At 63.7% G+C, this 13,884-nt stretch carries 12 protein-coding genes and 1 pseudogene; 6 read left to right on the forward strand and 7 right to left on the reverse strand.

What is annotated here, in order from left to right; all coding sequences use genetic code 11:
* Position 1: 1 nt before the first annotated feature.
* Positions 2 to 1,975: an NHL repeat-containing protein gene (locus NKI85_RS17690; protein WP_352777146.1), complete on the reverse strand. Its 1,974-nt coding sequence runs from the start codon at positions 1,973 to 1,975 to the stop codon at positions 2 to 4.
* A 578-nt stretch (positions 1,976 to 2,553) separates the two neighbouring features.
* Here NKI85_RS17690 and dnaK point away from each other — a divergent pair.
* From dnaK to pmtA, 3 genes are all read left to right on the forward strand, one after another.
* A complete protein-coding gene (gene dnaK, locus NKI85_RS17695; protein WP_352777148.1) occupies positions 2,554 to 4,470 on the forward strand; it encodes a molecular chaperone DnaK in 1,917 nt (638 codons plus the stop codon).
* Between the two features lie 229 nt (positions 4,471 to 4,699).
* A complete protein-coding gene (gene dnaJ, locus NKI85_RS17700) occupies positions 4,700 to 5,830 on the forward strand; it encodes a molecular chaperone DnaJ (protein WP_023679852.1) in 1,131 nt (376 codons plus the stop codon).
* Between the two features lie 117 nt (positions 5,831 to 5,947).
* Positions 5,948 to 6,547 (forward strand): phospholipid N-methyltransferase PmtA, encoded by a 600-nt coding sequence (pmtA, locus tag NKI85_RS17705; protein ID WP_352777150.1) that lies wholly within the window; start codon positions 5,948 to 5,950, stop codon positions 6,545 to 6,547.
* Positions 6,548 to 6,581: 34 nt separating this feature from the next.
* Here pmtA and NKI85_RS17710 read toward each other — a convergent pair whose 3' ends face one another.
* Positions 6,582 to 7,583 carry an alpha/beta hydrolase gene (locus tag NKI85_RS17710; RefSeq protein WP_352777152.1) on the reverse strand — a complete coding sequence of 334 codons (1,002 nt, stop codon included), beginning with the start codon at positions 7,581 to 7,583 and terminating at the stop codon, positions 6,582 to 6,584.
* A 121-nt stretch (positions 7,584 to 7,704) separates the two neighbouring features.
* Here NKI85_RS17710 and NKI85_RS17715 point away from each other — a divergent pair, with 121 nt between their 5' ends.
* Genes NKI85_RS17715 through NKI85_RS17725 form a run of 3 tightly spaced genes read left to right on the forward strand, consistent with a single transcriptional unit; the run spans position 7,705 to position 9,328 of the window.
* Positions 7,705 to 8,301, forward strand: coding sequence for an NADPH-dependent FMN reductase (locus NKI85_RS17715; protein WP_352777154.1), 597 nt, complete (start codon positions 7,705 to 7,707; stop codon positions 8,299 to 8,301).
* Positions 8,298 to 9,011, forward strand: coding sequence for an orotidine-5'-phosphate decarboxylase (gene pyrF, locus NKI85_RS17720; RefSeq protein WP_352777156.1), 714 nt, complete (start codon positions 8,298 to 8,300; stop codon positions 9,009 to 9,011). Before NKI85_RS17715 ends, pyrF begins: the two co-directional genes overlap by 4 nt.
* A 29-nt stretch (positions 9,012 to 9,040) precedes the next feature.
* A complete protein-coding gene (locus NKI85_RS17725) occupies positions 9,041 to 9,328 on the forward strand; it encodes a DUF1330 domain-containing protein (protein ID WP_352527604.1) in 288 nt (95 codons plus the stop codon).
* Here NKI85_RS17725 and NKI85_RS17730 read toward each other — a convergent pair.
* From NKI85_RS17730 to NKI85_RS17750, 5 genes and pseudogenes are all read right to left on the reverse strand, one after another.
* Complete coding sequence (locus tag NKI85_RS17730; RefSeq protein WP_352777158.1) at positions 9,325 to 10,383, reverse strand: D-alanine--D-alanine ligase family protein; 1,059 nt, start codon at positions 10,381 to 10,383, stop codon at positions 9,325 to 9,327. The genes NKI85_RS17725 and NKI85_RS17730 overlap by 4 nt on opposite strands.
* Before the next feature lie 165 nt (positions 10,384 to 10,548).
* Positions 10,549 to 11,430: an SMP-30/gluconolactonase/LRE family protein gene (locus NKI85_RS17735; protein ID WP_352777160.1), complete on the reverse strand. Its 882-nt coding sequence runs from the start codon at positions 11,428 to 11,430 to the stop codon at positions 10,549 to 10,551.
* Positions 11,427 to 12,068 (reverse strand): 2-dehydro-3-deoxy-6-phosphogalactonate aldolase, encoded by a 642-nt coding sequence (locus NKI85_RS17740; protein ID WP_352777162.1) that lies wholly within the window; start codon positions 12,066 to 12,068, stop codon positions 11,427 to 11,429. The genes NKI85_RS17735 and NKI85_RS17740 overlap by 4 nt, the downstream gene beginning before the upstream one ends.
* Positions 12,065 to 13,015, reverse strand: coding sequence for a 2-dehydro-3-deoxygalactonokinase (locus NKI85_RS17745; RefSeq protein ID WP_502900678.1), 951 nt, complete (start codon positions 13,013 to 13,015; stop codon positions 12,065 to 12,067). Before NKI85_RS17745 ends, NKI85_RS17740 begins: the two co-directional genes overlap by 4 nt.
* Positions 13,015 to 13,781: pseudogene (locus tag NKI85_RS17750) on the reverse strand (SDR family NAD(P)-dependent oxidoreductase). Before NKI85_RS17750 ends, NKI85_RS17745 begins: the two are co-directional and overlap by 1 nt.
* Positions 13,782 to 13,884 lie beyond the last annotated feature (103 nt).

The raw sequence follows: 13,884 nt of genomic DNA on the forward strand, positions 1-13,884 counted from the left end.
CTCACGGCTCGCAGCTGACGGCTGGGGTTCTGAGCGGCAAGGTCATCTTGCAGCAAGGGTAGTAGCCACCCTTGTCGCGGTCGGACTGCTTGTAGAAGCAGAGCCCGACATCGACCCTTTCGCCAGGATAATGGCCGGTGATGCCGATCGTGTATGGCGCGCCGGGAGCATGCGACAGGGGTGATGTCACGCCGACGCCAGGCGTCCTGGACAGAGCCTTGATCGAATCGCCGCCAAAGCCGGCATGGTCATGGAGATAGAGATCGGCTTCGAGGCCCGAGGGCGTGCAGAAATACTCGACGTCCTCGACATCGATACAGGGAGGCAAGTTCCCGGGGGGCGGGAAGTCCGGTGGATAGAAAGGTGGCAGATAGTCGCCCGGCACCTGCTCGTAATAGCCGGCGCGACCTTCGCAGGGGCGCCAGACCTCGACGTCGCCGACATGGCCTTCGACTTCCGGGTCTTCGAAATAATTGTCGAAATCGACGAACCACGAGCCGAAAGGCGGCACGTTGGCCGGCTTGACCAGCGCCGTCGGCGTGACCTGCACGCCGTGCACGGCAAGCGGCCCGCCGGCTGCGAGCTGTTCGGCGAACTCCGGGTTGTCGCGCAATTTGTCGCCGGTATCGACCAGCGTGTCGGTGCAGACACCGGTGTCGAGATTGCCTTGGGCATCGTAGCCATATTGCAGGTCGAGGCCGCCGGCCGACTGCCGGTTGTCTTGCGGGAAGCCGACCGCATATTCCTGCGGCACTTCCACCCAGACCAATTCAGTCGCCGGATCGTCCGGGTTTTCGCGCCAGTAGCGGATGACCTCACCCTTGCCGGAATCGGCGAACTGGCTGTAGTCGTAGCGGTTCTCCACCTGGCCGCGCTGGGCCAGATACATGAAGCCCTTGTTGTCAAAGGCGATGTCGGTGACCGCGTAATCCTTGTCGGCCTTGACTGTCAGTTCCCGGCGCGGGTCGCCGGCGAAGCTGCCGTCGCCGGCAATGCCCACCGACCAGATTTCCGCCTTTTCGCCGACCGAATAATAGAGCCGGCCGCCACGATAGGCGACCGACCAGACGCAGCGCTCGTCCTGCGTATAGCCCCAGCTGTCGGGGTCCTCGCTGTCGAAGGCAGCACCATGGATGTCCATCACAGAGCCGTCGTCGGCAAGGGCGGCAAGCCCGTGTGCCGGGCGTCCGGCAACGCCGTGATCGAATGTATCGACCAACGCGCCATTGGCGTCGATGCGGTGGATGAGGCCGGTGTCGAGATCGCTGGCGAAGAACTGGCGGTGGATATTGTCGAAAGCGACGTCGCCGATGCCGGGACCGCTATCGGCGTCGATATCGGCGAATTTCGAGACGGCGCCGGTGATGCCGTCGATCTTCCAGATCGTTCCGGGGCCGCCGCCGTTTTCGGTGCCGAACTGGCCGTCCATGAAGACCGCGTCAGCCATGCCGCGGCGTTGCCGCTCCGGCCGGCCGTCGGCGTCGCCGTCTGGCGTGACGATGCGGATGCCGTGCAGCGACGTGGCGCCGGCATAGAGGTTTGGAATGGCGGAGGGAACGCCGTCGCGCACGCCGTCGTCATAGGCGATGCCGAACACCTGGCCGATTTGCTCGGCCGTGACCTCGAAGGGTGGCGGGGTGAAGACCAATTGGCCCGAGGCCGGCCCATCCAGCCTTGAAACGTCGAAAACGCGCAAGGTTGCGCGCGCCGTGTCGATGAAGGTTTCGTCGACCGGATCGACGCCCGGCGGCAGCCCGTCCTCGAAATTGGGGATGATGGTGCCGGAAAACCCGGTCACTGCCATCGAGCCCGGATAGATGATCTGGGTTTCCTGCGCCTGGGCCGAGCCGCCAAGCCAGAAGCTGGCCCAAAGCCCGGCGATAAGCGCCAAGGGCAATAATGCGCTGGTTGCCTGGATGACACGGCGCAGACGGCCGGCATAGGAGCGCGCGAACGCGCCGTGGTCGCACGACATGGATCTCCCCCCGCAGGTCACGGGAGAAACATCCGGTCTCGGCGCGCAAATCAGGGCAAGGCGCGGCGTTCCGGCACGTTCATCCCTGATCGAATTGTCTGCTTTCCTCAACGTCATGATACGCCTGCGTCTGCGCAGGGTCAACGGAACCAGCGGAAAGCCCAGCGCATCGACCCGGTCCCGAAGGCGATGGTCGCGCTGAGCTCCTGCTGTTCCCGGAGACCATGGAGCCTCTGGGTTTGTGGTCATTGGGCTTTCCTTTCCGGGCCGCACCACGCGGCACCTGAGCGTCAGTCGCAGGCTGAGGCGGAAAGGTTCATTGGTCGGGCTAAACCGGCTGGATTCGAGATATCGTGGCCGAGGAACACGGGGCCTGCCGGTCCCGAATCCGATCAACCGCGATGAATGGTGAACGCCTTGCGCAGAATGCTTGCGCGTGACGCAGCCTGTTCTTATATACCCGCCAAGCCGTCCAGCGCCGAATGCCGGTTGCCGGAGCGGAATTTCTTGTGAACAGGGGCTTTCGTCGGAACGCCTGTACGGGTCCTGAGAGCCTGCTTAGCGGAGAGATTAGAAAAATGGCAAAAGTAATCGGTATCGATCTGGGAACAACCAACTCCTGTGTCGCCATCATGGACGGCAAGGAATCCAAGGTCATCGAGAATGCGGAAGGCGCGCGCACGACCCCCTCCATCGTCGCCATCAACAGCGACGGCGAGCGCCTCGTCGGCCAGCCGGCCAAGCGCCAGGCGGTCACCAATCCTGAAAACACCATCTTCGCGGTCAAGCGCCTGATCGGCCGCCGCTATGACGATCCGGTGACGGAGAAGGACAAGAAGCTTGTCCCCTACAAGATCGTCAAGGGCGACAATGGCGATGCCTGGGTCGAGGCCGGCGGCAAAAACCAGTCGCCCAGCCAGATCTCGGCGATGATCCTGCAGAAGATGAAGGAAACGGCGGAAGCCTATCTCGGCGAAAAGGTCGAGAAGGCGGTCATCACCGTTCCGGCCTATTTCAACGACGCCCAGCGCCAGGCCACCAAGGATGCAGGCAAGATCGCCGGCCTGGAAGTGCTGCGCATCATCAACGAGCCGACGGCGGCCGCACTTGCCTATGGCTTAGACAAGAAGGAAGGCAAGACGATTGCCGTCTATGACCTTGGCGGCGGCACGTTCGACATCTCGGTGCTCGAAATCGGCGACGGCGTGTTCGAGGTCAAGTCGACCAATGGCGACACCTTCCTCGGCGGCGAGGATTTCGACATGCGTCTGGTCGAATATCTGGCGGCCGAGTTCAAGAAAGAACAGGGCATCGACCTGCGGAACGACAAACTCGCCCTGCAGCGCCTCAAGGAGGCGGCTGAAAAGGCCAAGATCGAGCTGTCGTCCACCACGCAGACCGAGATCAACCTGCCCTTCATCACCGCCGATGCCAGCGGCCCCAAGCACCTGACGCTGAAGCTGACACGGGCGAAGTTCGAAAGCCTGGTCGAAGATCTCGTCCAGCGTACCATCGACCCCTGCAAGGCGGCGCTCAAGGATGCCGGCCTCAAGGCCGCGGAGATCGACGAGGTGGTTCTGGTCGGCGGCATGACCCGTATGCCCAAGATCCAGGAGATCGTGAAGCAGTTCTTCGGCAAGGAACCGCACAAGGGCGTCAACCCGGATGAGGTCGTCGCACTTGGCGCCGCCATCCAGGCCGGCGTGCTGCAGGGCGACGTCAAGGACGTGCTGTTGCTCGACGTGACGCCGCTGTCGCTCGGCATCGAGACGCTGGGCGGCGTGTTCACGCGGCTGATCGAACGCAACACGACGATCCCGACCAAGAAGAGCCAGGTGTTCTCGACGGCCGAGGATTCGCAGTCGGCGGTGACCATCCGCGTCTTCCAGGGCGAGCGTGAAATGGCCGCCGACAACAAGGCGCTCGGCCAGTTCGACCTGGTCGGTATCCCGCCTGCCCCGCGCGGCGTGCCGCAGATCGAGGTCACCTTCGACATCGACGCCAACGGCATCGTCAACGTCTCGGCCAAGGACAAGGGCACCGGCAAGGAGCACCAGATTCGCATCCAGGCGTCTGGCGGCCTTTCGGATGCCGACATCGAGAAGATGGTCAAGGATGCCGAGGCCAATGCCGAAGTCGACAAGAAGCGGCGCGCGCTGGTCGAGGCCCGCAACCAGGCCGAGGCTCTGGTGCATTCCTCGGAGAAGTCGCTGAAGGACTATGGCGATAAGGTCTCGGAGACCGACCGCACGGCGATTGCCGATGCGATCGCGGCGCTGAAGACCGCTGCCGAAGGCGACGATGTGACCGAGATCGAGGCCAAGACGCAGACGCTCGCCGAAGTCTCGATGAAGCTCGGCCAGGCCATGTACGAGGCTTCGCAGAAGGAAGCCGCCGAGGCCGACGCCAAGGCGGAGGCCGCCAAGGACAGCGATGTGGTCGATGCCGATTTCGAGGAAATCGACGAAGACGACGAGAAGAAGAAGTCGGCCTGAACCGCCTGACGGTACAGGTAAGGAAAAAGCCCGGCGCGCAGCCGGGCTTTTTTGCAACCCTTGCCGGAAAAACGCGGAGCCGGCCGAAAAAATGCGGACAAAGCCTCGTAGACACTGGCATCGCGGCTCCATCGCACCTAAATCGGAACAGCGTGCCGGCAAACGACGCGACGATGCTTCAAGACGTTGGAATGCTTCAAGACGTTGAATATCCGGACTGCGGGAAAATATGAAAGCTGATTTCTACGAAACGCTGGGCGTGCAAAAGGGCGCCGACGAGAAGGAGCTCAAGAGCGCTTTCCGCAAGCTCGCCATGCAGTTCCATCCCGACCGCAACCCAGGCGACCATGCCTGCGAGCACAAGTTCAAGGAAATCAACGAAGCCTACGAGACGCTGAAAGATCCGCAGAAGCGCGCCGCCTACGACCGCTTCGGCCACGCCGCCTTCGAGCACGGCGGCATGAATGGCGGGGCGCAAGGCTTTGGCGCCGGCGGCTTTGCCGACATTTTCGAGGACATTTTCGGCGATATGATGGGCGGGCGCCAGCGCCGCTCGTCCGGCGGCCGCGAACGCGGCGCCGACCTGCGCTACAATATGGAAATCACGCTGGAAGAGGCATTTTCCGGCAAGACCGCGCAGATCCGTGTGCCGGCCTCGATCTCCTGCTCGGAATGCTCGGGCAGCGGCGCCAAGCCCGGCACCCAGCCCGTCACCTGCTCGATGTGCAACGGCCACGGCAAGGTGCGCGCCACGCAAGGCTTCTTCTCGATCGAGCGCACCTGCCCGCAATGCCAGGGGCGCGGCCAGACCATCAAGGATCCATGCCCGAAATGTGCCGGCCAGGGCCGCGTCACCGAGGAGCGCTCGCTGTCGGTCAACATCCCCGCCGGGATCGAGGACGGCACCCGCATCCGGCTTGCCAATGAGGGCGAGGCCGGCTTGCGCGGCGGCCCGTCGGGCGATCTCTACATCTTCCTTGCGGTCAAGCCGCACGAGTTCTTCCAGCGCGACGGCGCCGATCTTTATTGCAAGGTGCCGATCTCGATGACGACGGCAGCGCTTGGCGGCTCGTTCGAGGTGACGACGCTGGACGGCACCCAGACGAAGGTGAAGGTGCCGGAAGGCACCCAGAACGGTCGCCAGTTCCGCCTCAAGGGCAAGGGCATGCCTGTGCTGCGCCAGCCCAATATCGGCGACCTCTACATCCAGACCGTGGTTGAGACGCCACAGAACCTTTCGCGCCGCCAGCGCGAATTGCTGGAGGAATTCGAGCAGCTTTCCTCAAAGGACAATTCGCCCCAGTCGAGCGGTTTTTTCGCCCGCATGAAGGACTTTTTCGAAACATTCGGCGAGCACTGACGCTGATCCCCGGAAAACGCTTCCCGAGCGTCATCAACACCTTATCCGGGGATTCGCCTTGTCTTGCACCTCGTAGCTGCTAAGTAGCATGCGAGGGAGCGTTGAGGAGGACTTTCGATGACACGTGGTCCCGGATTGCGAAAGACGCTGGCGGAAAAGTTCGACGACGAGCTGAAGTTCTTCAAGGGCTGGATCGACAAGCCGAAGGCGGTCGGTTCGATCGTCCCGACCAGTTCCATCACCGCGCGCAAGATGGCCTCGATCGTCGATCCGAAATCCGGCCTGCCGGTGCTCGAGGTCGGGCCCGGCACAGGCGTCATCACGCGCGCCATCCTCGCTCAGGGCATAAAGCCTGAAAATCTCTACGCGGTCGAATATTCCACTGATTTCGTGCGCCATCTGCGCCAGCTCTATCCAGGCGTCAACGTCATCGAGGGCGACGCCTTCAATCTCGACGCGACGCTTGGCGACAAGCGCGACCTGATCTTCGATTCGGTGGTATCGGGCGTGCCGCTGCTCAACTTCCCGGTCGCCCAGCGCATCGCCTATGTCGAGAGCCTGCTCGACCGCATCCCGGCGGGCCGGCCGATCGTGCAGCTGACTTATGGACCGCTGTCGCCGATCCCGCCGGGCCGCGGCGACTATACGGTCGAGCATTTCCATTTCGTCATCCGCAACATTCCGCCGACGCAGCTTTGGATCTACCGGCGCGGCTGAACGCACGCCAGACGTCTGGATGCCGGCAAGCCGGTCATTGCGGCTGGTTGGCCAATCGGTCCAGGAATGCCGTCAGCCTTTCGAACGCCTGCTCTCCGGCCTTCCCGTCGAGATCGAACTGATACTCATGCGGCAGGGCCGGACTGTAGTCGTCCGGAAAGAGCAGCGTGTCGACCTCGACGCCCTTCGCCGTGAGCGCTTGCGCGATCAGACGGGACTGCGGCGCCAGCGGATCGGCATTGCCGGCGGAGACGAATGCCGGCGGAAATTGCGGCGTCAGGTGCCGGTTGACGGAAAATTCGGCAACGCGCGGGTCATCGTTCAGCCGCTTCACACCGAGATACGACCACATGACGGTCCTGTTGAAGCCGGCGAACGGCCCTTCGGGCGAGATCATCGCTGGATCGTAGATGCCGCAGAACAGTGCAACGCCTTTCAGCTGCGCGCGCTCTATGGCCGGATCGACGCCCACCATGGCGGCATAGGCGGGATTGCTGATCGTGGCAGCCAGTTGAGCGACGATCTGCGAGCCGGCGGAATCGCCGGCAAGAAAAAGCCTGTTGCGGTCGATGTGGTAGCGACCGGCATTGCCGGAAAGGAAGGCAAGCGCCTTGTTGGCCTGGACGACCGGCGTCGGATAGCGGGCGCCAGGGGCGACGGAATAGCCGACCGAGACAGTGACGTAGCTCCGCCCGGCCAGGATTTTCATATACGCCGTGATGTCGACCTTGTTTCCGGCAACGAAGCCGCCGCCATGCACCCAGACGACTGTCGGCAATGCCTTGGCCGAAGCCTCGGCGGGAAAGAAAACGTCAAGGGTCTCGTCCGGGTCCTCGCCATAGCGCTCGTCGAGCAGTTCGCTCACATTGGCAGGCACGTGCTTTTCGAGCGCGCGGTTCTTTGCCACCGCATCCTTATGGAAGGCGTAGCGGATCAGAAGGACCGAAGGCCACGGGCTAAGTGCCAGGGCGGCGTAGCCGGCGGCGACAGCGACCGCGAGAGCGACAAGACCGTAGCCTACATATTTCAATCCCACGAGGCCCCCCTATCCGCTGGCGCCGGTCGCCAAAGCGGCCAGCGCTAAATGCGTGCCGCAATCTCGGCTATTGATTCGTCCCACGCATCGCCTATAGCTGCCGCCACAGCAAGGGATTGCGATGCCGACCATCCCGAAAATTCTCGTCTTCGCCGGCTCGGTGCGCAACGGCGCCTATAGCGGCAGGACCGCCGACGTGGCGCAGAAGGAACTTGCCGTGCAGGGCGCCGAGGTGACCCGCATCTCGCTCGCCGATTATCCGCTGCCGATCCTCGATCAGGATTTGGAAAAGGAAGAAGGCGTTCCCGAAAACGCCGTGAAGCTCGGCCGGATGATCGCCGCCCATGACGGGCTGCTGATCGCCACGCCCGAATATAACGGCTCCATTCCGCCGCTGCTCAAGAACACCATCGACTGGGTGAGCCAGTTGCGCAAGGATGGCGGCCGGACGTTCCGGCCGCTTGCCGGCAAGGTCGCCGGCCTCTGCTCGTCTTCCAACGGACCCTTCGCCGGGATACGCTGCATCAACCATCTGCGCGCCGTGCTGGTGCGCTGCCGGATGGAGGTGGTGACACCGGAGTGCTCGGTGCCGGAGGGTGGCAACGCCTTCGACGACGAGGGCAACTTCAGGGACGAGAGACTACGCCAATCGATGGAGCACTTATGCCGCACGCTGATCGAAACCTCGCGCATGCTGTCGACGCGGATCGAGGCATGATCCCGGACGCCGCGCATGCCGGTACAATGCAGGAAAGGCTGATCGTCGGCCTCGACCTGCCGACGCTGAAGGAAGCCGAGAATGCCGTGCGCGAACTCGACGGGATCGTCTCCTTCTACAAGATCGGTTACCAGCTCGCCTTTGCCGGCGGGCTCGACTTCGCCCGCGAGCTGGCCAGCGGCGGCACCAAGATATTTCTCGACATGAAGCTGCTCGACATCGACAACACCGTGGCCAAGGGGGTCGAAAACATCGTCAGGATGGGCATGAGCATGCTGACCATCCACGCCTATCCGAAGACGATGAAGGCGGCGGTCGAGGCCGCGAGGGGCAGCGATCTTTGCCTGCTCGGGGTTACCGTGCTGACCTCGATGGACGAGCAGGACGTGATCGACGCCGGTTATGAATATGATCCGCATACGCTGGTGCTGAGGCGCTCCGAGCAGGCGCTGCATGCTGGCATGGGCGGCATCGTCTGCTCGGCCGAAGAAGCGGAGGCGGTGCGCCGCATCGTCGGCCCCGATTTGGCGGTCGTGACGCCGGGAATCCGGCCCGCGGGCAGCGACCACGGCGACCAGAAACGCGTGGTGACGCCGGCGCAAGCAATCCGCAACGGCTCCAGCCACCTCGTGGTCGGCCGGCCGATCGTCGGCGCGGCCGACAGGCGGGCAGCAGCGGAAGCGATCCTTGACGAAATGCGCTCCGCGTAACATCCCCAGAACCATTTCGGAGAAAAAACATGCCCAAGGGATACTGGATCGCTCGCGTCGATGTGCGCGATGCGGAAGGCTACAAAGGCTATGTCGCCGCCGCCAAGCTGGCCTTCGACCGTTTCGACGCCAAGTTCCTGGCGCGCGGCGGCGCGCATGAAAAGGCCGAGGGGCCGGGCCGAGACCGCAACGTGATCATCGAGTTTCCGTCGCTTGCGGCGGCGCATGACTGCTACCACTCGCCCGAATACCAGCGCGCCGTCGCGATCCGCCAGAAGGTGGCTGATGGCGAAATCGTTTTGGTCGAGGGGATTTAGGCGAGAACGCGGTTCATCGCAGTTTCAGCCATCGCATCGGCGAGGCTCAGGCCCCACTGCGAACGGCAATAGTTGCGGAAATCGAAGCATGGCAGGCCGGGGCAGACCTCGAACTCGATGAGGTGGACGCTGTCGTCGGCCTCGACCCGGAAATCGATGGAAAACACATCGCGCAGGCCAAGCCCGACCATCAGGCTTTCGGCGATGCTGCGGATCCTTGCATCAGCCCGAGGCTGGCTACCCGTGACCGGCAGCAGCACCGGCTCGGTATATGTTCCCGCGGCTTTCGCAGCTTCGCCGGTATCGCCGTAAAGCGCCAGGCTGTCCTGCATGGTCTGGAAATCGCCGCCCGAATCGACAAAGGCGATGCCCAGCGCCTCGACGTCGGCATCCGGCTTCAGCCCGAGAAAGCTGGCACGCACGTTGCGGCCGGCGACATAGGGCTGGACGATGACATCATCGCGATAGGCGGCGAATACGCGCCGGCTAAGCTCCAGCGCATGGCCGAGATCGTGGGAGCGCGAATCCGGCCAGATACCGATCTTGGCGCCGAGCCGGTTCGGCTTGACGAACCAGCCGGCGGGCGAGGCTGGTGGCGCGACCAGCCAGGCGCCGTCACGGGCAAGGCCCGCCTGAGGCATCGGCAAGCCGAGCGCGCCGAGCACGGCGCCGGAACGGAACTTGTCCTGGCAGAGCGCGAACAACGCATCGTCGGCGCCGATCGTGTTCAGGCCGTTCAGCCGTGCCAGAGCCGGTGCGGCAGCGCCGCGGAAATAAGCGATGCCGTCGGTCTGCGTCCAGACAAGCGTGGTCTTCGGGTCTTCGCCGGCGAGAACGCTTGCGGCGTCGTCGAGCGCCACCGGTGCGAACGACAGGCCGCGCTTTTGGCAAGCGGCGGCAAGTGCGTCGAATTCAGCAGCGATGTCGGTCGATTGCGCCAGATAGGAGGCGATTTCGGCGGCACGCTCTGGCACGTGGTTATCGGCGACCAGCCGATCGAAGCAGGCCTTTTCCGGCTCGTAGATAAGGATCAGCTTCGGCTTGCGGCTTGACATGATTGAACGATTTCCCGGCAGCACGATTGCCTAGCATCGCACGGCGAATGCATTCGGCTTTCGCGGAACCGACGTCGGCCGGACGCCTGCACGACAGTGCTGGCGCCATCTTCCTGTTTGACCATGATCTTTTCCGAAAGCGGTTCCCACTTTCGGGATCATGGTCTAGCCAATCAGCACGCGTGGCTCAAGGCGGCCATTGACTGGAATGTCGAGCATAAATGTCATGCCGGCTTGCGGGTCGAGCAGGCGCTGCTTCTCGCTCTTGCCCGACCAAGCGGAGGTGACCGCCAGCCGGTCGGCATTCCTGCCGACGAAAGCCGGACAGGACGGCTGCGTCGCCGGCATCGCCACCGAACGGACAAGCTTGCCGTCGGGTCCATAGGCTTCGACGACGCTGCCGCCCCAGCAAGCGTTCCACAATATGCCGTCACGGTCGAGCACCGAACCATCGATATAGCCCTTGGCCGAACGGTGGTCGACGAAGACCTTCGGTTCGCCAACCGGCAGGCCGGTCGCCGGATCGCAGCCGACGCGCATCAACAGCCCGGTGCTGGTATCGGTGTAATAGGCGATCGTCCCATCCTCGGAAAAGCAGATCGAATTGGGCACCGTGACGTCGGCATAGAGCCGGCGCAGCTCGCCCTTGAAGAACCAGTAGATCGAGCCGGCGGCCTTCTCCTCGCCCTTGCCCATGGTGCCGACCCAGAGGGCACCGCAAGGGTGAACGCGTGAATCGTTCGAGCGGGTGACGGTATTGTCGGCCTCGATTGGCGTGTGCAGCGTCAGCTTGCCGGTCGCGACGTCGCGGACATGCAGGCCGGTCTCGGTGGCGATCAGCTGGCGCCGGTCGTCGATGATGGCGATGGCGCTGGCCATCTGACCGAGCTCGTGGATTTTGACGGCACCGCCGGACAGGCGCTTTTCCAGGAGCTGGCCGTTGACGATGTCGAACCAGTAGAGCGTGTCGGTGGCAGGGTCATAGCTTGGCCCTTCGCCGAGTTGGCAGACATGGTCGGAAAAAACCGAAACGATGGTCTCGCTCATCCTGCCGCTCCAAACGCCGCGTCCCAGGCCACGACGGCAGCCTTTGCCCGTGCTGCCACTTCGTCGACGCTCATATTCGGCTTGAACAGGCTGGAGCCAAGACCGAAGATGGTGACGCCGGCCGCTTTGTAGCCGGCAAAATCCTTATCCGAAACGCCGCCGACCGCACCGACCAGCACACTGGCCGGCAGCACCGCGCGCATGGCCGAAATGCCTGCCGCGCCAAGCACGCTCGCCGGAAAGAATTTCAGTGCCGAGGCGCCGAGTCGGATTGCTTGAAATGCCTCGGTCGGCGTGAACACGCCGGGCATCGTCACCATGCCGTATTGCATGGCCCGACCCATCACCTCGGTATCGATGTTGGGACTGACCAGCAGCCGCCCGCCGACCTTGTGCAAGCCGTCGACATCGGCGGCGCTGAGCACCGTGCCGGCGCCGACCAACGCCGTCGGAGGAAGCGCTTCGACAATGCTGGCGATCGAGGCAAAAGGCTCGGGCGAGTTGAGCGGCACCTCGATTGCTTCTATGCCGGCGCCGAAGATCGCTTGGCCGATCGCCACCGCCTCGCTTGGCTTCAGGCCGCGCAGGATGGCGACCAGTCCGCGCTTGAGTTGCGGAAAAGGTGCGGTTTCGGTCATGCGGCAACTCCATTTTTGGCGATCATGCCATTTTCGCGCGCAGCTTCGGCAAGGCCGGCACGCACCGCCTCGTCGGCGTCGACCACCCTGACCGCGAGCCCGGCAAGGCCGAGTGCCTCGGTGTAGAGCGTGCCGAGTGCGCCCGACGCGATCAGCACAACGGGCACAGCATTTGCCCCATTACGGCGATTTGCCGAAGCGATCTCGCCGCCGATCAGCAGGCCGGACAGGCAGGCGGCGGCGTCTTCGGGCTTCAGATCCTGCAGCAGGCTGGCGGCGCGGATCGAGAACAGTCTTGAAACGATGTCACCGCCTTCGGCCAATGCCTTCAGGCACCACTCCCGGAAAAATGGATTTTCGGCGGCAACCGGCTTCGGCGCCTCGCCCAGCGAATGGCGCAGGATCGAGTGCGCGGCAAGCACCGAAAACAGCTCGCCGGTCGGCCATGTGCCGAAACCGGCAACGGCGCCGTCTTCGACCAGCACCCATTTGGAATGCGTGCCGGGCATGCAGACAAGATGTCGCCCCTTTGCCGGCAAACCGGCGCCAGCAAGCTGCGTTTCCTCGCCTCGCATGACGTCGGGTGCGTCAGCGAGGCGCTGGGCAAGGCCAGGCACGATGCGGATGTCGCGGCGCTGGCCGGGGATGCGGGCAGCGCCGGCGAGAATAGCGCCGATCGGCGCCGGCACGGTGACATAGGGCGCCTCCAGCCAGCCCTGGCGGGAACCTGCCATGCCGCAAATGATGACCGGCAGCGCCTCGGCTGCGCCCAAGGCAGCCAGATGCCCTTCGAGAATGGACGAAAACCCTTTAGCCTGGGCGGTGATCAGCCCGTCATCGCCGCGCCGCTCGGCGAGAACCTTGCCGGCGCCGTCGAGCAGCCAGACCCTCATACGGGTGGTGCCCCAGTCGACGGCCGCGACGGAAGCTGCCTTGTCTGCTGAGATCACAGGAAACCCCCGTCGACGATCAGCATTTGCGCAGTCAGCATGCGTGAGGCATCGGACGCCAGGAACAGCACAGTGCCGACAATGTCTTCCGGCTGCATGACCTCTTTGATGCACTGCTTGGCAACGTGGGCGGCGAGCGCCTGTTCGGTGACCCAGAGCTGCTTCTGCCGCTCGGTGATCACCCAGCCGGGTGCGATCGCGTTGACGCGGATGCCATCGACGCCGAGCTTGCCGGCAAGCCCCTTGGTGAGACCGACGATGCCGGCCTTGGCGGCGGTGTAGGCCGGCATATCGGGATGGTTGATGAGAAACGAGGTCGAGGTGAAGTTGATGATCGAGCCGCCGCCGGCCCGCTTCATGCCCGGCGCCACCGCCTGTGCGCTGAAGAAATGCGGGCGCAGGTTGATGGCATGGTTGTTGTCCCAGAACTCCACCGTGACGTCCTCCACGGCATGACGGTCATCCTGCGCGGCATTGTTAACCAGCACGGTCACGTCGCCATGCGCCTCGGCGGCTCTGGCGGCCGATAGCCGCAATGCCTCGATGTCGCGTATGTCGGTCTTGAGATAGAGCGGCCGCCGGCCGAGCTCCTTCTCGATGCGATCGGCCAGCGCCAGGCTCGGACCGTCGGCGATATCAATGAAGGCGACCTTTGCCCCTGGCGAACAAAACCTTCGGTCAAGGCAGCACCAATGCCGGAGCCGCCGCCGGTGATCAGCACCGAAGCCCCTTCGAGGTCGGCAAAGCGCGCCGATGGCATCATGAATTCTCTCCCGGTCCAATGATCTCGGTCTGGCCGGCGCGCATCCTATCCAGCCATGTCGGGCGGGCAAGGGCGAAAGAGTGGATTGTCAAGACTTATGTCC

It is taken from the genome of Mesorhizobium sp. M0571 (assembly GCF_040320985.1).
Lineage (GTDB): Bacteria > Pseudomonadota > Alphaproteobacteria > Rhizobiales > Rhizobiaceae > Mesorhizobium.